General features: G+C 72.4%; 21 protein-coding genes. 6 read left to right on the top strand and 15 right to left on the bottom strand.

Features of this window, described 5'->3' with window-relative positions; translation table 11 throughout:
• Positions 1-11: 11 nt before the first annotated feature.
• Together MICAU_RS30915 and MICAU_RS30910 are read right to left on the bottom strand one after the other, a co-directional pair.
• Positions 12-1,517, bottom strand: coding sequence for a sugar transferase (locus MICAU_RS30915; protein ID WP_013289286.1), 1,506 nt, complete (start codon positions 1,515-1,517; stop codon positions 12-14).
• Between the two features lie 325 nt (positions 1,518-1,842).
• Positions 1,843-2,703: an Fpg/Nei family DNA glycosylase gene (locus MICAU_RS30910; protein WP_013289285.1), complete on the bottom strand. Its 861-nt coding sequence runs from the start codon at positions 2,701-2,703 to the stop codon at positions 1,843-1,845.
• Positions 2,704-2,839: 136 nt separating this feature from the next.
• Here MICAU_RS30910 and MICAU_RS30905 point away from each other — a divergent pair, with 136 nt between their 5' ends.
• Positions 2,840-4,108: a glycosyltransferase gene (locus tag MICAU_RS30905; RefSeq protein ID WP_013289284.1), complete on the top strand. Its 1,269-nt coding sequence runs from the start codon at positions 2,840-2,842 to the stop codon at positions 4,106-4,108.
• Positions 4,109-4,165: 57 nt separating this feature from the next.
• Here the strand turns inward: MICAU_RS30905 and MICAU_RS30900 are convergent, their stop codons facing one another.
• The 4 genes from MICAU_RS30900 to MICAU_RS30885 form a co-directional block, all read right to left on the bottom strand.
• On the bottom strand, positions 4,166-4,888 hold the full coding sequence (locus MICAU_RS30900; protein WP_013289283.1) for a CDP-alcohol phosphatidyltransferase family protein: 723 nt from the start codon (positions 4,886-4,888) through the stop codon (positions 4,166-4,168).
• Complete coding sequence (locus MICAU_RS30895; RefSeq protein WP_013289282.1) at positions 4,863-5,930, bottom strand: iron-containing alcohol dehydrogenase family protein; 1,068 nt, start codon at positions 5,928-5,930, stop codon at positions 4,863-4,865. The genes MICAU_RS30900 and MICAU_RS30895 overlap by 26 nt, the downstream gene beginning before the upstream one ends.
• Positions 5,918-6,649, bottom strand: coding sequence for a phosphocholine cytidylyltransferase family protein (locus MICAU_RS30890; protein WP_013289281.1), 732 nt, complete (start codon positions 6,647-6,649; stop codon positions 5,918-5,920). The genes MICAU_RS30895 and MICAU_RS30890 overlap by 13 nt, the downstream gene beginning before the upstream one ends.
• A 70-nt stretch (positions 6,650-6,719) precedes the next feature.
• On the bottom strand, positions 6,720-7,175 hold the full coding sequence (locus MICAU_RS30885; RefSeq protein ID WP_244879701.1) for an NUDIX domain-containing protein: 456 nt from the start codon (positions 7,173-7,175) through the stop codon (positions 6,720-6,722).
• Between the two features lie 112 nt (positions 7,176-7,287).
• On the opposite strand from MICAU_RS30885, the gene MICAU_RS30880 reads away from it, so the two are divergent.
• On the top strand, positions 7,288-7,680 hold the full coding sequence (locus MICAU_RS30880) for a CBS domain-containing protein (protein WP_013289279.1): 393 nt from the start codon (positions 7,288-7,290) through the stop codon (positions 7,678-7,680).
• A gap of 98 nt (positions 7,681-7,778) precedes the next feature.
• Here the strand turns inward: MICAU_RS30880 and MICAU_RS30875 are convergent, their stop codons facing one another.
• From MICAU_RS30875 to MICAU_RS30835, 9 genes are all read right to left on the bottom strand, one after another.
• A complete protein-coding gene (locus MICAU_RS30875) occupies positions 7,779-10,835 on the bottom strand; it encodes a malectin domain-containing carbohydrate-binding protein (protein ID WP_244879700.1) in 3,057 nt (1,018 codons plus the stop codon).
• A gap of 217 nt (positions 10,836-11,052) precedes the next feature.
• On the bottom strand, positions 11,053-12,096 hold the full coding sequence (locus MICAU_RS30870) for a glycoside hydrolase family 26 protein (protein ID WP_013289277.1): 1,044 nt from the start codon (positions 12,094-12,096) through the stop codon (positions 11,053-11,055).
• Positions 12,097-12,240: 144 nt separating this feature from the next.
• On the bottom strand, positions 12,241-13,170 hold the full coding sequence (locus MICAU_RS30865; protein WP_013289276.1) for a sulfotransferase family protein: 930 nt from the start codon (positions 13,168-13,170) through the stop codon (positions 12,241-12,243).
• A gap of 28 nt (positions 13,171-13,198) precedes the next feature.
• Positions 13,199-14,812, bottom strand: a complete 1,614-nt coding sequence (locus MICAU_RS30860) for an oligosaccharide flippase family protein (RefSeq protein ID WP_013289275.1) — start codon at positions 14,810-14,812, stop codon at positions 13,199-13,201.
• A complete protein-coding gene (locus tag MICAU_RS30855; RefSeq protein WP_013289274.1) occupies positions 14,779-15,642 on the bottom strand; it encodes a sulfotransferase family protein in 864 nt (287 codons plus the stop codon). Before MICAU_RS30855 ends, MICAU_RS30860 begins: the two co-directional genes overlap by 34 nt.
• A gap of 17 nt (positions 15,643-15,659) precedes the next feature.
• Positions 15,660-16,865: a hypothetical protein gene (locus MICAU_RS33510; protein ID WP_013289273.1), complete on the bottom strand. Its 1,206-nt coding sequence runs from the start codon at positions 16,863-16,865 to the stop codon at positions 15,660-15,662.
• The gene (locus MICAU_RS30845) at positions 16,865-18,349 is read right to left on the bottom strand and encodes an O-antigen ligase family protein (RefSeq protein ID WP_013289272.1); all 1,485 of its coding nucleotides are present in this window, start codon (positions 18,347-18,349) and stop codon (positions 16,865-16,867) included. Before MICAU_RS30845 ends, MICAU_RS33510 begins: the two co-directional genes overlap by 1 nt.
• On the bottom strand, positions 18,346-19,353 hold the full coding sequence (locus tag MICAU_RS30840) for a DUF3048 domain-containing protein (protein ID WP_013289271.1): 1,008 nt from the start codon (positions 19,351-19,353) through the stop codon (positions 18,346-18,348). The genes MICAU_RS30845 and MICAU_RS30840 overlap by 4 nt, the downstream gene beginning before the upstream one ends.
• The gene (locus tag MICAU_RS30835) at positions 19,350-21,203 is read right to left on the bottom strand and encodes a Wzz/FepE/Etk N-terminal domain-containing protein (RefSeq protein ID WP_013289270.1); all 1,854 of its coding nucleotides are present in this window, start codon (positions 21,201-21,203) and stop codon (positions 19,350-19,352) included. The genes MICAU_RS30840 and MICAU_RS30835 overlap by 4 nt, the downstream gene beginning before the upstream one ends.
• A gap of 500 nt (positions 21,204-21,703) precedes the next feature.
• Here MICAU_RS30835 and MICAU_RS30830 point away from each other — a divergent pair, with 500 nt between their 5' ends.
• Genes MICAU_RS30830 through MICAU_RS30815 form a run of 4 tightly spaced genes read left to right on the top strand, consistent with a single transcriptional unit; the run spans position 21,704 to position 24,670 of the window.
• Positions 21,704-22,180 carry a glycosyltransferase family 28 protein gene (locus tag MICAU_RS30830; protein ID WP_013289269.1) on the top strand — a complete coding sequence of 159 codons (477 nt, stop codon included), beginning with the start codon at positions 21,704-21,706 and terminating at the stop codon, positions 22,178-22,180.
• Entirely contained in the window at positions 22,180-22,761 is a 582-nt protein-coding gene (locus MICAU_RS30825) for a glycosyltransferase (RefSeq protein WP_013289268.1), read from the top strand. Before MICAU_RS30830 ends, MICAU_RS30825 begins: the two co-directional genes overlap by 1 nt.
• Positions 22,758-23,759: a sulfotransferase family protein gene (locus tag MICAU_RS30820; RefSeq protein ID WP_013289267.1), complete on the top strand. Its 1,002-nt coding sequence runs from the start codon at positions 22,758-22,760 to the stop codon at positions 23,757-23,759. The genes MICAU_RS30825 and MICAU_RS30820 overlap by 4 nt, the downstream gene beginning before the upstream one ends.
• On the top strand, positions 23,756-24,670 hold the full coding sequence (locus MICAU_RS30815; RefSeq protein WP_013289266.1) for a glycosyltransferase family 2 protein: 915 nt from the start codon (positions 23,756-23,758) through the stop codon (positions 24,668-24,670). Before MICAU_RS30820 ends, MICAU_RS30815 begins: the two co-directional genes overlap by 4 nt.
• Positions 24,671-24,702: the final 32 nt, after the last annotated feature.

Here is a 24,702-nt window from a genome sequence, read left to right as displayed (position 1 = left end):
GCCCGGTAGCGCTAGTACGCGCCCTTGCGGGCCAGCACCACGCCCACGGTCCGCCACAGGATGCTCAGGTCGTACGCCAGCGACCAGTTGTCGACGTAGTAGAGGTCGAGCCGGACCGCCTCGTCCCAGGACAGGTCGGAGCGGCCGGAGACCTGCCACAGACCGGTCATGCCCGGCCGGACCAGCAGCCGGCGCCGGACGTCGCCGAGGAAGTCGCCGTCGTCGGCGGGCAGCGGGCGCGGGCCGACGAGCGACATCTCGCCCCAGAGCACGTTGATCAGCTGGGGCAGCTCGTCCAGCGACGTGGCACGCAGGAAGCGGCCCACCGGGAAGACCCGGGGGTCCTGCTTCATCTTGAACAGCATGCCGTCGGTCTCGTTCTGGTCGACCAGGCCGGCCAGCCGCTCCTCGGCGTCGACGTACATCGTCCGGAACTTCCAGACCCGGAACGTCCGCCCCTCGTGCCCCACCCGGGGCTGACGGAAGAAGACCGGCCCGGGGTCGGAGATCCGGATGGCGACGGCGATGGCGAGGAAGAGCGGGGCCAGCAGCAGCAGGCCCAGCCCGGCGGCGACCCGGTCCATCAGGTTCTTGACCAGCAGCGCCGGCCCGGACAGGGTCGGCTCCTCGACGTGCAGCAGCGGCAGGCCCTCGATCGGGCGGATGTGCACCCGGGGACCGGCGATGTCGGTGAGCTGGGGCGCAACCACCAGATCGACGCCGGAGCCCTCCAACTGCCAGGCCAGCCGGCGCAGCTCGCCCGGCTCGGCGCTGGCCGAGCCGCAGACCGCGATCGTGTCGCCGCCGACCTCACGCACCAGGGCCAGTACGTCCCGGCCCGCGTACACCGGCACCGGGGTCTCCAGGCCGCGCGCGGCGGCGTACCCGTCGGTGAGGTGGATGGCCACCGGCACGAGGCCGACGGACGGGTTCCGGGTGACTGTGGTGTAGACCTCCAGGCACTCCGGAAGCGTGCCGACGAGCACCATCCGGTGCCCGGCGTGGCCGGCGCGGCGGCGCAGCGCGTGCAGGCAGGCCCGGGCGATCATGCGGCCGAGCAGGATCAGCAGCAGGGCGCCGAGCAGCGCGAAGCCGACCGTCCAGCGGGACAGGGTGGTCTTCGTGGCGAAGGCGAGGAACGAGACCGTCGCGGCGACCGCGACGCCGCCGCGGATCACCCGCTTGAACTCGTCCGGGCCGAGGCCAAGGTAGCGCCGGTCGTAGGCCCGGTTGCCCCAGAGGATGAGCACCCAGCCGAGCGGCAGGAGCGCGAAGGCCACGGTGTAGAACCACGCCTCGGGCGCGTTCCGGAAGCCGGAGGCGGCCTGCTCGAAGATCTGCACGGCCAGGAAGCTGGCCAGGGCGGCCGCGCCGAAGTCGAGCAGCAGCAGGAATGCGATGTAGGGCCGGTGCCACCGGGACACCCGGCGCCGGGCTCGGGCCCACGCCGACCGGGGTACGCCGTTGTGCGACGGCGGAGTCGGCGGCTGGATCTCAAAGCTGTCGACGTGCCGCACGCTCTTGCTCCGGCCTCTGTCGGTTACCGGGCGCTGGAGGCTTGTCGTCACCTCAACCCATGTCCTCCCGCATGACCCGCGTCCTCACTCGGCGTGAGGGCCCGGGTCGCTCACCGTCCCAGTCTCCCACGCGGGCCCGGCCCGGACCGGCCCCCGCGAGGAAGCCGTTCCGCTGGTGCTCGGTGAGATCTGGCCGGCTCCGAATCAGTTGTGAAGCCGGGGACCGAGCCACTATACCGATGGATGACGGCTCGGGTAGAGGGGCGGACCGGGAGCATCGGCGATCCCGGGTCGATTCCACTCGGTAACCGGCGAATGCCATTACTCACCGTACGAGGCGGGACAACCTTCGGTCAGCCAGCGGCTTGCCACCGGTCTGACAGGTGGGGCAGTACTGGAGGCTCGAATCGGCGAACGAGACCTCCCGTACGGTGTCGCCACAGACCGGACACGGCAGCCCCTTGCGGGCGTGCACCTTGAGGCCCGAACGCTTCTCGCCCTTCAGCTCCGCGGCCCGCTGCCCCATCGACCGGCGTACCGCGTCGCCGAGGACCGTCCGCGTCGCCGCGTGCAGACCGGCGAGCTGGTCGTCGGTGAGCCGGTCGGTGATCGCGAACGGGGAGAGCCGCGCCGCGTGCAGGATCTCGTCCGAGTACGCGTTCCCCACCCCGGCGAGCACCGACTGGTCGGTCAGCACGCCCTTCACCTGACCCCGGCGGCTGCGCAGCCGCTCGGCGAAGGTCGGCAGGTCCGCCTCCAGCGCGTCCGGCCCGAGCTTCGCCACGCCCGGTACCTGCGCCGGGTCGGTGACCAGGTAGGCGGCCAGCTTCTTCTGGGTGCCGGCCTCGGTCAGGTCGAAGCCGGAGCCGTCGTCGAGGCGTACCCGCACCGCGATCGGGCCCTTGCCGGGCCGCAGCGGGGTCGTCGCCGGGAACGCCTCCCGGTAGTGCAGCCAGCCCGCCCGGGCCAGGTGGACCACCAGGTGCAGTCCCTCGTCGAACCGGACGTCCAGGAACTTGCCGTACCGGCCGGCGCCGGTGACCGCACGGCCGGCGACCGCGCTCGGCGGCGGATCGTACGTCTTCAGGGCGCTGATCGCGGCGACCTCGAACCGCTCGACGCGGCGGCCCACCGCACGCTCGCGCAGGTAACCGGCGAGCGCTTCCACCTCCGGAAGTTCGGGCACGGTACAACGGTAGCCTTCTTTCCCGTGAGCGCGAGGAATGAGCTGGCGAGTCCCATGCGCGAGCGCGAGGAGTGAGCTTGCGAGCCCCGCAGCCGCGAGCAGAGATCGGCACAGTCGCGAACGAAAGGCGAGCTCTGTGAGAATCGTGGTGGCGCACAACCGGTACCGGGAAGCCCAGCCCTCCGGCGAGAACACCATCGTCGACGCGGAGATCGCCCAGCTCACCGCCGCCGGCGTGGAGGTGCTGCCGTTCCTGCGCAGCTCGGACGAGATCCCGTCGATGTCCAAGCCGGCCAAGGCGCTGCTGCCGATCTCGCCGATCTGGGCCCCGAAGGCCCAGCACGACCTCGACCGCCTGCTCACCGAGCATCGGCCGGACGTGTTGCACCTGCACAACCCGTACCCTCTGCTCTCGCCCTGGGTGGTGCGGACCGCGCACAAGCGCGGCGTGCCGGTGGTGCAGACGGTGCACAACTACCGGCAGGTCTGCTCCTCGGGCCTCTACTTCCGCGACGGCGTGATCTGCCAGGACTGCCGGGGGCGGACGCTGGGCGTACCGGCGATCGTGCACCGCTGCTACCGCAACTCCCGGGCGCAGAGCGCGCTGATGGCGACCACGCTCGCCGTGCACCGCCCCACCTGGAAGTCGGTGGACCGGTACATCGCGCTCACCACGGCGGTCGCTGATCATCTGCGCGACTACGGCATCCCGGACGAGCGGATCGTGGTCAAGCCGAACGCCGTGCCCGACCCGGGCACCCCGGCGCCGTCCGGGAACGGCTTCCTCTTCATGGGCCGGCTCAGCCCCGAGAAGGGCCTCGATCTGCTGCTCGCGGCGTGGCGGCGGCACCCGGTGGGCGCGCTCGGCCCGCTGCGCATCGCCGGTGACGGCAAGCTGCGTCCGCTCGCCGAGGCGGCCGCCGACGAACGGCCCGACGTGCTCTACCTGGGTCAGCTCGACCGCTCCGGGGTACGCGCGGCGCTGGCCGACAGCTCCGTGGTGCTGGCCACCTCCACCTGGCACGACGTGCTGCCCACCGTGATCATCGAGGCGCTGGCGGCCGGGCGGCCGGTGCTCGGCACCGCGCTCGGCGGCATCCCGTACCTGGTGGGCGCGGACGGCCCGCGTGAGCCCGCCGGCACCGGCCCGGCCGAGGTGGCCACCGCGGCGCCGGGCGACGGGCGGGTCGCGTTGCCGTCAGGGGTGCAGCGCGGCGAGGCCGGCTGGGTGGTGGCGCCCGAGGTGGACGTGCTCGCCGCCGCGCTGCCGCTGGCCGCCGCCGAGGCACGCATGCTCGCTGGCCCGGCCCGGTCCCGCTACGAGCGCACCTTCCACCCCGACGTGATCACGAAGCGCCTGATCGACATCTACGCCGGCCTGGCCGGAGGTCGTCCCGCGCGCTGACCGAGGTGTTAGGAGGGGCCCCTTTCAATGCACGAGGCGTTAAGAAGGGGCCCTTCCTTACCGCAGGGAGGCGCGGGCGGAGAAGGCGATGCTTGCCAGCAGGAATCCGCCGTTGACCACGGTGAACGCGACCATCAGCCAGAGCGCCAGCGCGGGGGCGAAGGCCAGCACCAGGCCGGCCAGGAAGATCACCGCGCCGTAGTCGCGGACCAGCTTGACCAGGCGTACCGGGAGCGAGGTCGAGGTCACCATGCTCGCCGCGTTCGGCCCCGACTGCATCACCGAGGTCACCAGGTTGACCATCCAGGTGCCCGCGAACACCGCCACCAGCCAGACCGGCGTGGACGGGCGCTGCGCCACGGCTGTCGCGCCGATGGCGGCCACCAGCGCGATCTGGGCGGCCACGTCGCAGAGCACGTCGATCCGGGCGCCGGCCGCGCTGCCCTGACCGGTCACCCGCGCGAGCTGCCCGTCGGCGCAGTCCAGCGCGTACGCGATCTGCCAGGCGACCAGGGCGACCAGCCCGACCACCCAGGCCGGTACGGTGCCGGCGGCCACGTCGTCGGCGAGCGCCACCACTGTGACCGAGGCGGCCAGCCCCAGCACCAGGTTGGCGAGCGTCAGCGCGGTCGGGCGCAACCCGAGGCGCTGCGCGGCCAGCGCGAAGGCCGCCCCGATCCACTGGCTGATCGACTCGCTGAACAGGCCGCCTCCCCGGTTGACCCGGTGGAAGTCGGCGACGGTGGGACGGGGCTCAGCCAATGTGGTCGCGGAGGGCACCGGCGTAGTCTGCCAGCCGCTCCCGCGTCTCGGTAGCGGACATCGCGAGGTGTTCGAGGATGGTGTAGCGGTCCGGCCGGGTGGCCGGCGCGAACTGCACCGCCTCGACGAACTGGTCGTCGGTCAGCTCGACCTCGGCCGGCAGCCGGGGCAGCCCGTGCCGGGTCAGGCAGGCCGCCATCTCGGCGAACCGGCGCTCGTCGCCGCGCAGGAACGTGCAGAACAGCGCGCCGAGCCCGGCCAGCTCGCCGTGCGAGGCGGTGCCGGGGAACAGCGCGTCGATCGCGTGCATGATCTCGTGGCAGCCGCCGCTGCACGGCCGGCTGGTGCCCTCGATCGCCATCGCCAGACCACTGGAGATCAGCGCGTCGGCGAGCACCGTGACGAAGCCGTCGTCGCTCATGTCGCCCGGGTGGTTGAGCACCGCCTCGGCGCCGGCGCGCGACAGCGAGGCGGCCAGCCCGTCGACCCGCTCACCGCGTACCCGCCGGGCCAGTTCCCAGTCCGCCAGTGCGCTGATGTTGCTTACCACGTCGCCGACGCCGGCCCGGTTGTGCCGCTCCGGCCCGGCCTCCACGAAGTCCAGGTCCACGATCACCGCGATCGGGATGTGCACACCGTAGGAGCCCTTCAGGCCCTCCGTGATCAGGCTCGCCACCGGAGAGGCGATGCCGTCGTTGGCGAGGCTCGTCGCCACCGACACCATCGGCAGCCCGCGCCGGGTCGCCGCGTACTTGGCCACGTCGATGGTCTTGCCGCCGCCGATGCCGACCACCGCGTCGTACGACCGGGTGCGCAGCTTCGCCCCCAGGTCGTCGGCGGCGTCGAGCGTCCCCCCGGCCACCGTGAACACGTCGGCCGAGCGCAGCGACGGCCGGATCAGCTCGGCGATCCGTTCGCCCTGCCCCGGCCCGACCACCACGGCGACGTCGCCACCGGCCGAGATCCGCCCGTCGGAGAGGATCGCCGCCAGATCGGCCACCGCGCCCCGCCGCACGTCGATGTGCAGCGGGGTGAGGACGCTGCGGGCTAGTAGCGGCACGCGATCTCCCGCGCCCGGGCCAGATCGGCGTGGTTGTCGACCTCGACCCAGGAGACGTCGCCGATCGGGGCCGCCCGCACCTCGCCGCCGCGCTCGGCGAACTCCTGGTAGCCGTCCTCGTAGTAGAGGTTCGGGTCGCGCCGCCAGGTCGCCTCCAGCGCGTCCGCGAGCGGCTCGGCCACCTGCGGCTCGATGAGCGTCGCGCCGATGTACTCGCCGTACGCCTCGCCCGGGTCCATCAGCTTGGTGATCCGGGTGAGCTGGCCGGCGGCGTCGAAGGTGGTCTTCATCTCCTCCTCGGCCAGCGGCTTGAGCGTGTCCACGGCGAGCAGGATGCCCGGGCCGCGCTCGGCCAGCAGCGTCTTCTCCACGCTCACCGGGTGCACGGTGTCGCCGTTTACGAGCAGCACCCCACGGGAGAAGTGCTCACGCGCCAGCCAGAGCGAGTACGCGTTGTTCCACTCCTCGGCCTTGTCGTTGTGGACCAGGGTGATCGTGACGCCGTACTTCTCCTCCAGGGCGGCCTGGCGCTGCCGCACCGCGTCGGCCGCGTAGCCGACCACGATCACGACTTCGTTCAGCCCCACCTCGGCGAGGTTGCGCAGCGCGATGTCGAGGATGGTGGTCTCCCCGTCGACCGGCACCAGGGCCTTGGGCAGGGTGTCGGTGTACGGCCGCAGCCGGCGCCCCGCACCTGCGGCGAGCACCATCCCGATCATGCCGACACGCTCCTCTTCTCGACCCGATTCCACCCGGCGAGGATATCGCCGGGCACCGACCGGCAGTGGTTCAGCCCGTCAGCCCGATCGAGCGCAGCGCCGCGAAGCCGTCCTCCGCGATCCGCCGGATCATTCCGTCGTTGACGTTCCGGTGCTCGTCGAGCAGCGCGATCTCCGACTCCGCAAGCCAGCGGAACTCGGTGTGCTTGCCGGCTTCCAGCCGGGGCCGGCTCAGGTCGCCGTCCACCCGGACCAGGAAGTCGGTCTCCACCCGGGTCAGCCCGTCGTCGGCGGTGTACCGGTATTCGCCGACCAGGCCGAGCACGTGCGACAGGGTCCAGCCGGTCTCCTCGGTGACCTCCCGGCGCAGCGCGTCGTCGATCTCCTCGCCCGGTTCGAGGTGGCCGCCGACGATGTCCCAGCAGTTCGGGAAGAGGCGTCGCTCGGGGGATCGGCGTTGGATGAAGATGCGGCCGTCGTCGTCGACGATCAGCGCGCCGGCGCAGCGGAGGGGCTCGGTGGGCACCCTCCGACAGTAGCCATCCGGGCCGTCTCCGGCGATGCCCGTTCTTGTCCCGGTACGCATCGATGGCCCACCATGTCCGTACTCAGTCGCCGTCCCACAGGGGTGATGTGTGATGCAGGTACGGGAAGCGATGTCCAGCGAGGTACTGGTGGTCGGGCCGGAGCACACGCTCCGGCAGGCGGCCCGGATGATGTCGGCCCGCGGTGTCGGGTCGGCGGTCGTGATCGACCCGGACTCCGAGGGAGTGGGGATCATGACCGAACGCGATGTGCTGAAGGCGATCGGCGCCGGGCTCGACCCGGATGTCGAGCGCACCGGGGCACACCTGACCTGGGACGTCGTCTACGCCGGCCCGGACTGGACGGTCGAGGAGGCAGCCGCGGCGATGGCCCGCGGCGGGTTCCGTCACCTGGTCGTGCTCGACGGGCGGGAGGTGGCGGGAGTGATCTCGGTACGGGACCTGATGCGGGTCTGGGCGGGCGAGCACGCGCCGACCCGTACCTGATCCGGCCCGGCGCGATCGGCGCCGGGGAAAGGGCGATGGCCCGGCCGATATCGGCCGGGCCATCGTCGTATCTGTTCCGTTCCGGTCGTGCCCGCCCGTCAGGGGCCGACGAAGACCGAGGTGCCGCGCCAGTCCACGTCGTCGACGCTCGGACCGCTGCGCACCGTGGCGGAGCCGGTCGGCACGCCGTCGGACCACGCCATCGAGGACAGGGTGCCGGTGCTCCGGGAGACGACGTAGAGCGTGTCGCCGTCCAGGAACAGGCCGCCCGCGTCGGCGAAGGCCGTGGTGCCGGTGACCGTGTTGCGCTCGGCGCCGACGGTGCCGGTGTCCGGCGCGAACCCGCGCCAGAACAGCGTGCTCTGACCGGCCAGCGAGTAGTAGATCCGGCCGCCCTTGTAGAACATGGCCGTCACGTTCGGCAGTTCGGCGGAGAAGTTGCCGGTCATGCCGGCGTACGTGGAGCCCTCCGGCGCGGAGCCGGTGACGACCAGGTCCCACTTGGCGTCGTGGTACGGGTCCAGCTTCTTCGGGGTGCCGAACTCGCTGCCGTCGAACGAGCGCTTGTAGAGGTCGCCGCCGACGCCGTAGAACAGGTCACCGCCGACCCAGAAGGCGCCCTTGACGCCCGACCAGCCGGTGTTGTCCGCGTTCGGCACCGACATCGCGTTGCCGACCGAGGTCGCACCGTCGTACGTGCGCTTGGTGATGCTGTCGACGGTGGTGGCCGGCGGCACCGGGGGCAGCTTGACGATCTCGATGCCCTGCACCAGCGGGTTCTCCAGGACGCGACCGAAGTCGATGTCGATGTTGCCGTCGCTGGTGATCGGGAACGCGCGCATGGTGCCCCGGTTGGTGGCGCCGATCGCGGCGATCGGGTCGAAGTTGCTCAGCTTGACCACGCCGTCGATCGTCACGTTGAACTTGCGCTTGCCGGCGGTGGCGGTGCCGGCCCAGCGGTTCGCCAGGTAGAGCCGCACCTGCACCGGCGTGCCGGCCGGGACCGGGAAGTCCCACTGCATGTCCGGCGCGGGCGACTCGTCCCACCGCTCCGCGTTGAACAGCTCCACCGGGGTGCCCGACGGCACCGTGCCGTCGAGGGAGGCGTTCGTGGTGTAGCTGGTCACCTGGTTGCCGGCGTTGTGGTAGGTGCTCGGCGCGGCGGCGGTGTCCGCGGCCCAGGCCGGGCCGCTCGGCGCGGCCAGCTGGTCGCCGCCCGCGTTGATCCGGTAGAGCACGTCGGAGGCGTCCGGCGTGGGCGCGGTCTTGACGATCTCGATGCCGTGCAGCAGCGGGTTCTGGAGCACCCGGCCGAAGTCGATGTCGACCACGCCGTCGCTGACCACCGAGATGGACTGCATGGTGCCGCGGTCGGTCCCGCCGGCGGTGACGACCGGGTCGAAGTCGTTCAGCTTGAGCACGCCGTCGATGCTGACGTCGAACTTGCGGGCGCCCGGCTTGCTCGTGCCGGACCAGCGGTTGGCCATGTAGATCCGGACGTCGACCCGGGTGCCGGCCGCGACCGGGATGTCCCACTGCATGTCCGGCGCGGTCGCCTCGTCCCACCGCTCGGTGTTGAACAGCGTGGCCGGCGTGCTCGCCGGCACGGTGGGGTCGAACGTCGCGTTCGTGGTGTAGCTGGTGACCTGGTTGCCCGTGTTGTGGTACGGGCTGGGCTCGGTGGCGCTGTCGGCGGCCCAGTCCGGCCCGCCGTCGGTGGCCGGGATGGCGGGACCACCGGCGTTGACCCGGTAGAGCACCTCGGTCTGCGCCGCGCGACCGGCCTGGTAGACGTTGCCCGGCAGACCCTTGGTGCTGGTCGAGTGCGGGGCGTTGCCGCCGTCCAGCGGGAAGAAGGCGAGCCGCTTGCGCTGGTAGTCGAAGTTGCCGATGTACTCCTGGTCGCTGCCGAGCCAGAGGCCCTCCTGGGTCACCAGCATCTCGGTGACGCCGTAGCCGCGCGGGTGGCGGCCCGGGTTCCAGGACAGCGGCAGGCCGCTCACCGGGTCGAGCGCCGCGATGCTGGCCCGCGGCACCGCGCCCGGTCCGGCCTTGTCGCGGGCGAGCGGGTTGTTCGACCAGCGGAAGTGACCGCCGACGTAGACGGCCTTCTCGCTGATGCCGACCGAGAGGAAGGTGTCGCCGCCGCTGAAGTTCGTCCAGGTCGGCTTCTGGCCGTCGCCGCTGGCGGCGGTCTCCCAGCGGGCCGCGGAGTCGCAGAGCGTGCCCGGGTACGACGCGCCGGTGGTGACCACGACGAAGTACTTGCTGTCCGGGGAGAACTGGATGTCGCGCACCCACGAGTCGAACGCGGCGTACTTGCAGGCCGCGGAGTAGCCGTCGGTGTTCCAGTCGGCGACGGTCGTCGAGCTCTCGCCCAGGTTGATCCGCACGATCTGGTCGTGCACGACGTCGTCGGCCTTCTTGAAGTTGCCGATCACCACGAGGTGCTTGCCGTCGGGGGAGACGGCGAGCTTCTCCGTACCGACACCGGCCGAGGCGCCGTTGTTGGTCGGCGTCCAGTTGTGGTGCTCGGTGAGCGACACGGTGAGGTAGTCGTCCACCGCGCCGGTGGTCGGGTTCAGCGAGGCCAGCCCGTTGCGGTTGGTCGTCGCGGTCACAGTGGTGAAGATGCCGCCCACCAGCAGGTGGCCGTCGACGAGCGCGATGTCGTTCACGGTGCCGTTGAACGCCGGGCCCTTGAACCCGTCGACGGGGGTGCCGTCCGCGACGTTCAGCAGGGCCAGCTTGCGGAAGTTCTTGTCGCCGACCTTGTTGAACTTGCCGGCGACGTACACCGTGCCCGGGGTCGGGCCGGCGATGACGGCGGTGACGTCACCGTCGAGCACCGGCGCGAACGCGTTGTCGATCTTGCCGGTCGCCTTGTCGAAGGCGAGCAGTCCGCGGCGTTCGACCGGGGTGGGTGAGGAACCCCGGTTCTGCGCGTTGGTGAACGAGCCGCCGACGATCACCTTGCTGCCGGCGTCGTGGATGGCCACGACGTTGCCGTCGTTGATGTTCGGCGTCTTCTCCGAGGGCACCTCGCCGACCATCGTGCTGTGGTCGGGCGCGGGCGCCGCGGCCGGCGCGGCGAGCGCCGGTACCGGTGTGAACAAGGTGGCGATGCCGAGCACGGCAGCGCCGAAGGCGGACACCGAGCGGTGTCTCAGGATCGAGGAAGCCACAGGCTACTCCGGGGGAAACGTCGGAGGCGCTGCGATCGTGGTCGGTGCCGACATGAGGCGGGGCGTCACCCGACCGACCGCAGACGTGAGAGCAATACCTTCTCGCATTCGGCCGTCGCCCGTCCACCCGGGTTGGGCCTTTTTGACCGAGGAAACGCACCGGGTCACACGAAAAGACGAACGACGATCACCTGGTGGACACGGAGGGTGTTCCTGAGGAAACACTCAGGTCGGGCATCGGCGGCTGGAAGTACGGATCGGTCGCCATCTCCCGGAATACCTGCTCGCTCTCCGGGTCGTTGCCGAAGGTGCTGTCGTAGATGGGCTTCTCCGTCTGCCGGGCCGCGAAGTAGACCGCCGCCTTGATCTGCGGGTGCTTCTTCAGGTACGGCCCGACCTCGCGCATCCATTCGGCCCGCTGGCCCGGCCGCCCGTCCTGGGTCAGGCCGTACTCGCCGATGATGACCGGTCGCGGGTGCTTCTTGGCGAACGCCATGAAGTGGTCCATCCGGTTGGAGAAGCTGTTCCACTCCGGACTGGGATAGACGTCCGCGCAGAGCCAGTCGACCTGGTCGTCGCCCGGGTAGTAGGCGGCGGCCCGGCGCTGCGGCTCGGCGAACCCGTCCGCGTGCGGGCACCACACCCACCCGGCGTTGGTGACGCCCATCTCGGCGAAGATGCCGCGGACGTGCTTCCAGGCGGCGACGTAGTCCTCCGGCGAGTGCATGCTCGCGGCCAGGTTCGGCCGGTCCATCTCCCACCGGTAACGCAGCAGCACCGGAACGCCGAACTCCTTGACGTCCTTCGCGCGTTCCCGGATCAGCGCGTCGTAGACGCCGCTGACTGTGGACCGGGTGTCGGTGCCCTGCCACGAGATCATCTGGAGCTTGCCCCGGGACTGGAACAACTTCTCGGTGGCGCTCGGGAACGGCTCGTTCCACTCGTGGAACATGTGCGCGATGGCGAGGTTGCCGCCGGCCGCCTGGTTGAACGCATCGAACGCCGCGGCCCGCCCGCTGGCGTTGTGGTACTGCGGCTTGACCCAGGTGCCGAGCCAGGCCCCCTTCTCCGGCGGCTCCGGCCCCCACCCGGTGGTGCGGACCGGAGCGGTCCGCGGTGTCACAGTCGGCGGGGGCGGCACCGCCGTCGCCGTCTCGTCGGATCGCTCCGAGCCGATGTCACAGGCCGCCACGGCCGGGGCCAGGAATGCCAGGCCCAGCACGGCAGCCATCGTCAGTCGTAACCGTCGTACCACCGCAACCTCTCCCCAGGACGGTCGCCGGCCACGGTATGGGGGCCCTGACGGATCCGCGTGGGCGGAGAGGCACGCCGGGCCGGGCGGGCGACCCCTGGCACTCTACCTGTGACGCGGCGCTCAGGCGGGGTAGCCGAGTTGCGTCAGCAGCGGCCCGGCCTGAGCCATCACGTCGGCCAGATCCTTTTCGGTCAGTCGCTGCCGCCACCGGCCCACCGAGCCCGGCCGCGCCTTGGCGAAGCGGGCGTGCAGCGCCTCCCGCCCGGCCGGGTCACCGACCTCCAGGAAGTCGGCCACGACCTCGGCCGCCTCGGCCGGGCGGGTGACGACGTCCTCGTACCGCAGGTGCCGCACCCGTTCCGCGGGCAGCTCGGCGAGCTGCGTGAGCGCGCTGCTGGTGAACCGCCGCCACATCCAGGCCGACCGGCCCAGGTCGGAGACCTGCGTGAACTCCTCGCGCCGCTCCGGCTCCACCCAGAACCGGGGCGCGGCGCCCCACGGCGTACCGCCCCGGCCGCTGCGGCCGGTGCCGGTGGACGCGGCATTCAGCCAGGGCTGCTCGGCGTGCGACACCGCCACGTCCCGCCCGTCCCGGTAGACGTGCAGGAAGACCGCGTCCGGGAAGACCTCGGTCAGGAACGGCACGATGAAACAGTTCTCCGGGTCCTTCTCGGCGAAGCGCAGGCCGCCGTGCCCGGACGCGGCGAGCAGCGCGCCGTAGTAGCCGCGGAAGTAGCGGGCGGCCCGCTGCGGCGTCCAGCTTCCCTCGTAGACACAGCGGGCGACCGCCTTGGTCAGGCGCGGTTCGAAGTGGTACGACACGTCCGGCAGCGCGCCGACGCAACTGCCGAGGAACGTGGTGCCGGAACGCGGGGCGCCCAGGATGAAGATCGGACGCTCCACCTTCAGGGTGAGCCGGCGGCCGCCCCCCTCGACCGGCCGTTCCAGCTCGCGGCGTTCCTTGCGGTCCGCCAGGAGACCGACCGCGGCGAGCTTCGCGGCCTTCACGGTGGACAGGCCGGAGTGCGGGGCGGGGGAGTCGCTTGTCATCGAAGGTCCCATCGGTGCGCAGGATCGGTCAGGACTGGGCGGCCGGGTCCGCCCCGGCCCGGTTACGGCCGCGGCGGAGGGCGCGCAGCGCGTCGAGGTGCAGGGTGCGCCGCCAGCGCCAGACGCCCGTCGCGTACGCGACCAGCCCGGCGACCGTCACCAGCGCGAGTACCAGCGGACCGGCGCCGAGCAGCGTCGCCAGGCCGAGCGGCAGACCCAGCGTGACCACCGCCAGCGCCATCGCGGCCCGGGTACCGGCGCCGAACGGGTGCAGCCGCATCGACCACCAGAGCTGGGTCAGCGGCACCAGGTTGGTGACCAGGATGGAGACGGTCCAGGCCAGGGCCGCGCCGAGGATGCCGTACCGCGGGATGAGCACCAGGTTGCCGACCACGTTGAGCACGGTGCCGGTCATCGCGTTGTAGAACGTCCACGCGGTGCGCCCGGCCATGTTGAGCACCATGTCGACCATGCCGCAGCCGGTGGCCAGCAGCATGGTCAGCGCCAGCAGCACCACGACCCGGCGGCCGTCGCCGTACCCGGATCCGAACAGTGCCAGCATCGGCGTGGCGAACGCCGCGAAGATCAGGTACGCGGGCCAGGAGAGCAGCACGAGCCAGCCGGTGGCGGCCTGGTAGAGCTGGCGCGCCTCGGCCCGGTCGTCGCGGGCGAACGCGGCGGCCAGCCGGTGCTGCACCGAGCTGGACAGCGCGACGCTGGAGAGCTGACCCAGCGCCAGGAACCGGGTCGCGGCCGTGTAGATCGCCGCGTCCGCCGGGCCGCGCAGCGCGCTGAGCAGCACGATGTCCAGCCGCTGCACCACGATCGCGGCCAGGCTGCTGACGGCGCGGGGCCCGGTGAACCGCCAGAACGGCCCGGCCAGCTCGCGCGCCGGCACCGGCCGGGTCACCTGCCTCCCGGCCCGGCCGACCAGCCGGCTCAGCCAGAACAGCGCGACCACCGCGGCGATCAGGTACGGCACCACCCAGGCCAGCGGCAGCGCGACGGTGGCGGACATGCCGAGCCAGGCGGCCACCGCCACACCCAGGAACTGCACCAGCGTGCGGCCGAGCCGCTCAACAGTCAGCAGCGGGCGCATCTGGCCGAAGCCGCGGCAGGCGGCGAGCGCGTAGTCGTTCAGCGCGGCCAGCGGCACGAACGCCAGCAGGATGCGCAGCGCGGTCACCGCCTCCGGCCCGGCCTCCGGCATGGTGGCCCGGGCCAGCGCCGGTGCGGCCAGCCAGCCGGCCAGCCCGAGCAGCGTGCCGACCACGAGCACCGGCAGCAACCCGACCAGGATGGTGCCCCGGATCTGGTCGCGGCGGTCGAGCGTGCGCTGGCGGCTGACGAAGTAGACGGTGCCGACGTCGGTGCCGAGCCGGGCCGCCGACGCGGCGATCATGAACGCGCTGGTGGCGGCGAAGAACATGCCCGCCTCGCGGACCGACCAGCCGCGGGCGATGACGATGTTCAGGCCGAAGCCGGCGACCGCGGCCAGCCCGACCCCGACCAGGTTGGCGAAGCCCTGCCGGGCCGCGCCGCCCAGCCCCGCGCCCGGCCCGGGGGGCGGTGCGGTGAGCGTCGGGGTGCCGCCGGCGTCCGCCCGCGTCACCGCCGCCACGACGGCACGCGTCCCCACCACGTCGCCAGCCGCTCGTCGTACGGCGCGAAGTGGTCCTCCAGCCGGGTCCGCAGCTCCGCCGACATGGGCGAACGGGAGCGCGAGTTGTGCTTGCCGAACGCGATGTCCGCCCAGCGGGGCAGCCCGAGGAAGTCACAGACCGCGTCGAAGGAAGGGCGCGGGTCGGCGAAGAAGTCGTCGCTGTCGATGACGTGCATGCGGTCCCGGCCGACCAGCGCCTCCAGGCGCTCCAGCTGCTCGATGTAGCGGCCGCGGGCCAGGTACGCGTTGTGCTGGAGGTGCTCGCTGGCGTACGACGCGGAGCTGATCATCCGCTCCCGCTCGCCCGCCGTACGGGACTCCTCCAGCGCGAGCGCCCGCTCGAAGTCCGTCTCGGTCTCGTAGCCCCGGGCCAGCTCGTGCGAGTGCGCCGAGTAGGCGCGCTCCACCGGGTCACGCAGCAGCACCAGCAGCTTCACCGAGGGCAGGTCACGGGCGATCCGCTGCCCGGCCAGCGGGTGGAACATGTAGTACGGGCTGGACTCGCCGGTGATCCCGCGTACCCCGATCTGGGCCTTCACCGCCTCGGCCTTGCCGGTGGTGGGGAAGTGCCCGAGGTACCAGCTCATCCCCCGGTGGTAGTCCATGTCGAAGTAGTGCACGCCCTTGTGGTAGGCGGGCGGCAGCACACCGGGATGCTGCGACAGCGTCTTGAACAGCGAGGTGGTGCCGCAGCGCTGCGCCCCCACGATCAGGAATCCCGGCACCATCCGCGAACCGGCGGTCAGCCGGCCGACCGTCCGGCTCACCGACTTCACCGCGCGGAGCGCCTGCTCCTTGGCCAGCGTCACGTCCCCACTCCTCACTCTCACCCGGCCCGGCGGGCCAGGTGTTCCTCGACGGCGGGCAGCAGCCAGGTGTCGACGTGCCCCAGTCGCGCACCCGCCTCCGCCTGCCGGTCCCGCAGGTAGCGCGCCGCGAGCTCCACCAGGTAGAGCACGGCGACCAGATCGGCGCCCCCGCCGGTCTGGTCGAACGGCGCCAGGGTGGCCCCGGCGCCGGCGATCAGCGCTCGGGCCGCCTCGACCGGCTCCACCCCGTCGTGGCTCATCGCGCCCTGCACCGCCAGGTGCAGCGCGTCGTACCCGGCCGGCACGTCCGCCTCGAACCGCTCCCAGTCCCAGACCAGCACCCGGCCGTCGGCCAGCACGGCGCTGTTGCCGCCGTTCCAGTCACCGTGCCAGGCGCCGAAGGCCACCACCGGGTCGGCGTCCGCGACGGACTTCAGCGCCGCGCGCAGCCGCCCGGCCTCCGGCCGGGGCCCGAGCGCGTCCACCGCCTCGGTGAGCCGGGCCGCGTGCCCGCTGGCCGCCCACGACTGCCGGCGTACGCCGAGACAGCCGGCGACCGCCACCATCGCGTCGCGTTCGGCCGCCTCCGCGGCGGCCGGGGTGGCCCGGGGCAGCCGTACCGGCAGCGCCTCCTGCACCAGCAGCGCGTGGCCGTGCCAGTCGCCGTGATGGCGTACCCCGGCCAGGACCACCGGGCCGAGCGGCACCTCGGCGAGGCGGCGCAGCGCGTCCGCCTCGGCGTGCACCAGCGCGCGGGTCAGCGGGTCGACGCCGAGCTTGGCGTACCCGAGGGCCCGGCCGTCCGGGGCGAGCAGTTGCAGCACCGGCTTGCGGTTCGCCCGGGCCGGCCCGATGTGCAGGCTCACCAGCGCCGGCTCGCCGAGCACCTCGGTCAGGTGCGCGTCCAGCCCGCCGCCGTCGACCACCAGCCGGTCGCGGAACACCAGCGGGCCCAGCCCGAGCCGGAACGCCGTGGACAGCCCTTGCCGGACCAGCTTGGCCTTGCGGCCGACCGCCTCGGTGGAGTGCCGGACCGCGCTCGCCGCCGCCCGGCCCGAGCCGGTCGGCACGAGCAGCCGGGGGCGGGACGCCGAGGGCACCACCACCCAGCCGGCGCCGCCGCGGCGCAGGCTGGGCTCGGCCGGCGCGGGCCAGATCAGCCCGGCCAGTTCACCGAGGTACGCGGCACGGCCGTCGCCGTCCGGGGGTACGCGGAACACCATCAGCTGTCACCGGTCTTTTCCAGTCGGGCCCGTAGCCCGGCGATCGTGCCCTGGGGTGGCGCCGGCGCGAGCGACCGGCGTATCCGGTCGTTGCGGGCCAGCAGGGCGACAGTGATCAGGGCGTAGGCGAGTGTCGCTTCCATCGCACCGTAGGTGAACTGGAAGAAGAGCATGAGGATGAGGATGAGCGTGCCGGCGATGCCGATCGCGCTGTGGTCGCGGCGGTAGCGCCAGATGCAGTAGATGAAGAAGGCGTTGTAGCAGATCGCGCCGACCCAGCCCTGCCCGACGAGCAGCGCCCAGACCTGGCCGTTGCTGCCCAGTTCCCGGTTGCCGCACTGCTTGCAGTCCTCGGACTTGCCGATGGCGATGGACCGGTTGCTGCCGATCAGCGCCCGGTTGCCGCCGTACCCGAGGATCGGCGAGTGGTTGGCCGCGGCGACCGCGCCCTGGGACAGCGTGGTCCGGATGTCGTCGCTGTGGCCGTTCTGGAGGCGTTCGTCGAAGGTGCGGCCGAGCGGTGTGGCGACGATCAGCACCCCGATCAGCCCGACCGCCAGGGCGAGCCCGCCGAGCACCACCATCCGGCCGCGCAGCGCGAGCCGCAGCGCGACGTAGGCGGCGGCGATGCCGAGACCGATCCAGAGGCCCCGGTTCAGCGAGTAGACGATCGGGAAGATCGCGGCCAGGGCGATCGCCACGCCCGCGGTACGGCGCATCGGCTTGCCCAGCACGACCCAGCCGACGATCAGCCAGACCAGCAGGATCGCGGTGTTCTGGCCCCACGAGTTCGTGTAGGTGAACGGCGCGGACGGGCGGGGCGAGCTGGCCTCCCCCTCGATCACCTGCTGCACCTGGGCGAACTTGATCTCCATGAGCGAGGTGACGTACGGGTGACCGGCGATCGACTGGGGCAGGACGAATCGCAGCGGCGCGACGAACGTGAGGTTCGGGAACAGCGAGCCGATCCAGCCGCCGAGCACCACGACCACGCCCATGAACCCGAACAGGCGGACCATCCGGCGCTGGGACAGCTCCCGCTCCCGCAGGTTGTAGACGTAGAGCATGGTCACGGTCATGGCGACGTAGTTGGCGAGCCGGATGCCCCAGCCGATGTACTTGCCGCTGCCGCCGGGTGGCAGCGTGTTCGGCGCGGTGAGGTCGAGGGTGAGCACGGACAGGAACACCCAGAGCAGCAGGACCATCCAGATCCCGAAGCCGGGCGGCACCCGGATCGGGCCCCGCTTGCGCATCTGCACCACCATCGGCACCGCGAAGATGACGAAGACGAAGCTCGACACGCCGAGCACCCACCACAGCGGGTACAGCAGGAAGACCGAGATCAGCGGCCACGCCGTCGGCAGCCGCCACGACCAGCTCTCCGGCCGTACCGTCACCGGCCGCAGGCGGTTCCCGTCCGGCGGCGACACCGCTCCGACCGGAACCGTCCCGCGCGCGGTGCGGGGCGGGGTGGCGGTGCTCATTTCACGGTGACCTTGGCGGTGGTCGGCGCGTAGATCACCCACGCGTTGCCGGGCTGGGGGTGCAGGAGATCGCCGCCGGTGTCGGCGAGCGTGCAGACCATGCCCAGGCCGGGCTTGCGCCACCGGCCCTTCGCGCTGTTCGGCCCGGACACCGCCAGCACCGCGCCCTCACCGAAGACGTTCGCCGAGGGCAGCGAACGCGGGGACGGGTTGCGGACGTCCAGCGTGCGGTACTCCATCGTCAGCACGATGACGGAGGCGGCGGTCACGGTGACCTTGCCGACCTTGCCGACCCAGACGGACTTGGCCTGGTCGTACCGCCAGACCATCGGCGGGCCGCCGGAGACGGTGACGGTGAGTTCGGTGGCCGGCGCGAGGTCGCGGGCGGCGAGCGCGTCGCCCTCGCCGGCGTGGTCGATCGGCGGGGTGGGCGGCTGGCCGCCCTTCGGGGCGGCCTTGAGCAGCGCGGCGGTCGACGTGTAGTCGCCGGAGAAGACCTTGCTGTCGTCGTCGGGCGTCACGCCGTCGAGGTCGGAGTTCTCGAACTGGGTGAGGAAGCCGGTGGGGCCGCCGTCGTAGCCGACGAACGGGCGCAGCACCGCGAGCGACCGGATGTCGACCGGCCGGATCTCGGTGACCGGGCCGATCTTGGTGGCGTCCTTGGAGTGGAACACGGCGGTCAGGTGCAGCGTGTCGGACTCGGCGAACTCGGCGTAGACCAGGTCGGCGGCGTCCAGGCCGGCCGGGGTGGTCGCGGGGCTCACCCGCAGCGGCACAGCGACCGCCTGGCGGGTGGCGGCGGCCGGGGTGCTCACCGGCGCGCCGGTCAGCGGGCCGGTGGGCAGGGTCGGCGAGGCACTGGCCGATGACGGCGAGGCGGTGACGTCGCCCGGGTCCACCACCTGGACCTTGCCCGGCTTGGGCTCGGGCTCGCTGCACCCGGTCCCGACGCCGAGGACGACGGCGGGGGCGATGGCGGCGCGGAGCATCTGCCGGCGGTTCACCCCAGGTCCTCGCCGGAGTCGAGCGCGTAGCTGCGGCCGTCGCCGTCACCCCGGGAGCGGTACGTGCCGCCGGTGCCGTTGAGCGGCACCGGCTTACCCGGCATGCCCTGGTTGCCTGGGTTGCCGGGGTTCGGCGGTGGGGTGGCCTTGCCCGGTGCCGGCTTCGCCGGGGCGGGGCGGGACGACTGCATGCGCGGCAGCACCATCGTCGACTCGGCGGACGGGCCGGGGCTCGGCCGGGGCTTGGGCCGGTTGGCCGGTGCCACCGGGGTGCTCGGCGTGCCCGACGTGCCCGACGTGCTGCTCGCACCGCCCGAGGACGCCGGCCGGGCGGCGCCGGCCACCGGGGCGGGCAGGCGTGGGGCCAGCACGGCACCGATCACCGGCGCGTTCACCTGCTCGAACTGCTGCAGGGCGGCGGTGATCTCACCGCTGCGGGTCTTGCCCGCCTCGGCCACCATGATCACGGCGTCGACGTACCGGCCCAGGGCCTGGGCCTCTACGGCGAACGTGGGCTGCGCGGTCTCGATGATCACGTGGTCGAAGCGCGCGGACAGCTCGTGCATGATCTCCAGCAGACCGGCGACCGGCAGCTCGACCTCCGCGTCCAGGTCGCCCGGCACCAGCACCCGGAGCTGGCCCAGCCCCGGCACCGGCGCGAGCGCCTTGAGCGGGGGTACGTCGCGGCGCAGCACCGATGCCAGGTTGTGCCGGCCCTCGGCCACGCCGGTGATGGCGCCCACCGTCGAGTCGGGCTTGGTGGTGATCAGCGCGACCTGCTGGCCGGTACGGGCGTACGCGGCGGCGAGGTTGGCGGCGACGAATCCGGCGGCGGTGCCGGCCGAGGCGTCGCAGATCAGCAACTGGCGACCGCGCCCGCCCTGCGCCGGTTCGGGCACGGCGGACAGCAGCACGTTGCGCAGCCGGCCCAGCTCGCGGGAGACCCGGTGGGTGGCCGGCAGGACGGCCAGCGAGGGCGCGCGCACCGGCAGTTCCAGCAGCAGCGGCAGGCCGACCCGGTCGGAAATGTCACGACCACGCCGGATCCGGGTGTCGAGCCGGTCCAGCACGAGCGCCAGCACGATGCCGAGCAGCAGGCCCGCGCCCATGCCGCTGGCGAGGTTGAGCGTGCGGTTCGGTGAGCTGGGCGAGTCGGGGAGACGGGCGTCGGAGATGATCTCGCCGGGGTCGGAGCCGGCCGAGACCAGCGGGCTGAGCCGGTTGTTCAGGCCGGTGATCTGGCTGGTGAGAAGGCTCCGTTCGGCCTCGGCCCGCTCCCGCTCGGGCGAGTTCGACGGCGACGCCGCGATCCGCCCGGCGACGGCACTGAGCTGCTTCTGCAGCTCGGCGATCTGCTGCTTGAGCGCGGTCGTCTCGTTCTCCAGCGCCTTCTGCGCGGTGGCCTTGCGCAGGTCCAGATACGCCTGGGCGAACGCGTGCGAGCCCGACTGGGCGCCCTCGGGGCTGTTCGCCTCGTACGCCACCTGGAGGATCTGGCTGTTCGGCGGCACCTTGACGGTCACCGACTTGACCAGCTGGTCGGCACCGGTGTCGACCTTCATCAGCGCCTTGGCCCGCTCGGCCACCACCAGCGAGCGGACCACCTGGGCCTCGGTGTCGAGGTTGACCTTGGCGTTGGGGTTGCTCTCCGCGCCCGAGCCGAGCGGGCGCACCAGCAGCGAGGTGGTCGAGGTGTAGCGCGCCTCCTGGATCTGGTTCAGCGCCAGCCCACCACCGAGACCGAGGGCCGCGGCGAGCAGCAGGATCCACCAGCGGCGGCGCAGCCAGCCCAGGTAGGCCATCAGGGCAAGACCGTCGGCGTCGCTCTCGGCCAAACGGGGTGAGGGCATCAGAGTCTGTCGCTCCCTTTCGACCGAGCCGGGCAGTCCACGGCACAGCTGGACCTGACCGTGGCCTTGAGTGTCCCCGATCCGAACGACGAGGGAAAGTCTGCTCACGTTCCGGTAAGCCTGCCCGGGTGTGGGCAGCCCGCGTAGAAATGGCCGATCGGCGCTGACCATTCGGCGGGTTTCCCGGTGTCGGGCCCGACCTGTCCCCGGATAAGCCGGCGTCGCCGACGGCTCTCGTGCGGAGCGGTGACGGAATCCTGACACATCTCACTTTCTTCCGGTGGCCCGCCCCGGCGGCGCGGGGCGAACCGGGCTGACCTGGACGGTGGCCGGCCGGTGGGCATCCCGGTGACGGGAATCGAGAGGTGAGCCGACCGGCGAGCCAGGATCCGTCCAATGGCCCCTTCAGTTGCCCATGGGCGCGCCAGTAGGTTGTCAGGACGCGTCCGAGGGGCATTCACAAAAATCCGGACGCGTCATCCGCGTACGGGAGGACTTTTGTGGTGAGCGGGTCAACCGAGGACTCGGGGCAGGTCCTGCTGGTGGGTTCCAGTGGCGGGCACCTGGCCCAGCTCCTGGCCCTGGAACCGTGGTACCGGGATCGGCGCCGCGCATGGGTAACCTTCGACACCCCGGACGCGCGCTCGCTGCTCGCCGGTGAGGACGTGGTCTGGGCGCACCACCCCACCACACGCAACGTCAAGAACCTGGTACGCAACGCGTTCCTCGCGCTGAAGGTGATCCGGCGGCGCCAGGTCGACGCCGTGGTCACCACCGGTGCCGGGGTCGCCCTGCCGTTCGTGGTGGCGGCCCGGATGCGCAAGATCCCGACGGTCTACATCGAGGTGTACGACCGGATCGACAGCGCGACGCTCACCGCCCGGCTCTGCCGCCCCTTCCTCTCCGCGATGCTCGTGCAGTGGGACGAGCAGCGCCGGATGTACCCGGAGGCCACCGTCGTGGGGAATCTGCTCTGATGGCGCACATTCCGCAGCAGCGGGACCGGCGTTCCGCGGCACCGTACGTGCTGGTCGTGGTCGGCACCGACGTGCACCGCTTCGACCGGCTGGTCGGCTGGCTGGAGCGCTGGCACGCAGCGCGGCCCGAGGTCCGGCTGGTCCTCCAGTACGGCCACAGCCGCACCCCGGCCCTGCCCGAGGCCACCCCGTTCCTCGGCCACGAGGAACTCCAGCGGGCGATGGCCGAGGCGACGCTCGTGGTCAGCCACGGCGGCCCGGCCACCATCACCGAGGCGCGCCGCAACGGCCACCTGCCGATCGTGGTGCCCCGCGACCCGTCGCACGACGAGCACGTCGACAACCACCAGCAGCTGTTCTCCCGCCGTCTCGGCGCGGCCGGCATGGTGCGGCTGTGCGAGTCCGAGGCCGAGCTGCTCGCCGCGCTCGACGAGGGCCTGGCCGACCCGAACCGGTTCGTGCTGGCCGCCGACCCGAACCGCCCGGACCCGCGCGCCGAGGCGGTCGCCCGGGTCGGCGCGGTGATCGACGAGCTGGTGGCCCGGCGGGTACGACAACGAGCCGTCGGGCGTCGCGGATGAGCGCCCCGGATCCGGCGACGCCGCGGGTCCTCTTCGTCGGCGGCCTCGGCCGCAGCGGCTCCACGCTGCTGGAGCTGCTGCTGGCGCAGAGCGCCGACGTGTGTGCCGTCGGCGAGGTGGTGCACCTGTGGGAGCGGGCGCTCGGCGCCGACGAGCGGTGCGGCTGCGGTGAGCGGTTCACCGCCTGCCCGTTCTGGCGGCAGGTCGGCGACCAGGCGTTCGGCGGCTGGGCCGCTGTCGACCGGGACGACGTGCTGGCGCTCAAGGACCGCGTCGACCGGACCCGGCACATCCCCCGGCTCGCCAAGGAGGCGCTCCCGCCGGAGCAGCTGGCCGACGTGCGCCGCTACGCCGACCTGTACACCCGGATCTACCGGGCCGCGCTGTCGGTGACCGGCGCCCGGGTGGTGGTGGACTCCAGCAAGCACGCCTCGCTCGCCTTCGCCCTGCGCTGGGCCGAAGGGCTGGACCTGCGGGTACTGCACCTGGTCCGGGACAGCCGGGCGGTGGCGTACTCGTGGGGCAAGCAGGTGCGCCGCCCCGAGGTCGTCGACGGCGAGGACTTCATGCCGACCTTCTCGCCGTTCGAGGTGAGCAAGCTGTGGACCGCGCAGAACGCCGCGTTCCATCTGCTCGCCTCCCGGGCGAAGGTGCTGCGGCTGCGCTACGAGGACTTCACCGCCGAACCGGCCGGCACCGTACGCCGGGTGCGGGACTTCGCCGGCCTGCCGGACGACCCGGCGGCGCTGCGCATCCTGTCCGGAGCCGACGAGACCGGCGCGGCCCCCGAGCCGGCCGCGCCGTTCCGTGCGCACAGCGTCGCCGGCAACCCGCTGCGGTTCAGCGGCGGGCCGTTGACGGTGCGCCGGGACGAGGCGTGGCGGGACCGCCTGCCGCGCCGCAGCCGTGCCGTGGTCAGCCTGGCCACGCTTCCCCTGCGGGTCCGCTACGGCTATCTGGGCCAGCGGGGATCCGACGAGTCCGTGGAGAGAGCATGAGTGGGCCGAGCATCTCGGTCGTCGTACCGACGCGGGACCGTCCGGAGCTGCTGCGTGCGGCGCTCGACGCCATCCTCAGCCAGGCCCACCCGGGCCTGATCGAGGCGATCGTGGTCTACGACCAGTCCGAGCCGGACCGGTCGCTGGAGACCGACCGGGGTGACCGCCGGATCCGGGTGATCACGAATACCCGTACCGCCGGGCTGGCCGGCGCGCGCAACACCGGCATCGAGGCCGCCACCGGCGACTGGGTGGCGTTCTGCGACGACGACGACGAGTGGCTGCCCGGCAAGCTGGCCGCCCAGTTCGGGGCGCTCGACGCGCACCCGGACGGCGCGCTGGTGAGCTGCGGCATCCGGGTCAGCTACGACGACCGTACGGTGGACCGTTCGCTGGACCGCGCCCGGATCTCGCTGGAGGCGCTGCTGCGCGACCGGCTCACCGAGCTGCACCCGTCCACGTTCCTGATCCGCCGCGCCGCGCTGCTCGACGCGATCGGCCTGGTGGACGAGCAGATCCCGGGCAGCTACGCGGAGGACTACGAGTTCCTGCTCCGCGCCGCCCGCTACGCCCCGCTGGTGAACGTGGAGAGCCCGTACGTGCTGGTCCGCTGGCACAAGCGGTCCTACTTCGCGCAGCGCTGGGAGACCATCTCGACCGCGTTGCAGTGGCTGCTGCGCCGCTACCCGGAGTTCGCCACGGTGCCGCACGGCGAGGCGCGGGTGGCCGGTCAGATCGCCTTCGCGCAGGCCGCGATGGGCAACCGGCGCGACGCGGTCCGCTGGGCCCGGCGCACGCTGGCCCGCAACCCGAAGGAGCCGCGCGCCTACCTGGCGCTGGCGGTGGCGAGCCGGGCCGTGCAGGCCGACCGGGTGCTGCGCACGCTGCACAAGCGCGGCCGGGGCATCTGAGCCGTACGCGAGACGGGCGGGCGACCTCGGTC

The sequence above is a fragment of the Micromonospora aurantiaca ATCC 27029 genome, from assembly GCF_000145235.1.
Taxonomy (GTDB): Bacteria; Actinomycetota; Actinomycetes; order Mycobacteriales; family Micromonosporaceae; genus Micromonospora; species Micromonospora aurantiaca.
Note: the sequence above shows the minus strand (reverse complement) of the source record. Positions and strands in the feature narration are given on the sequence as shown.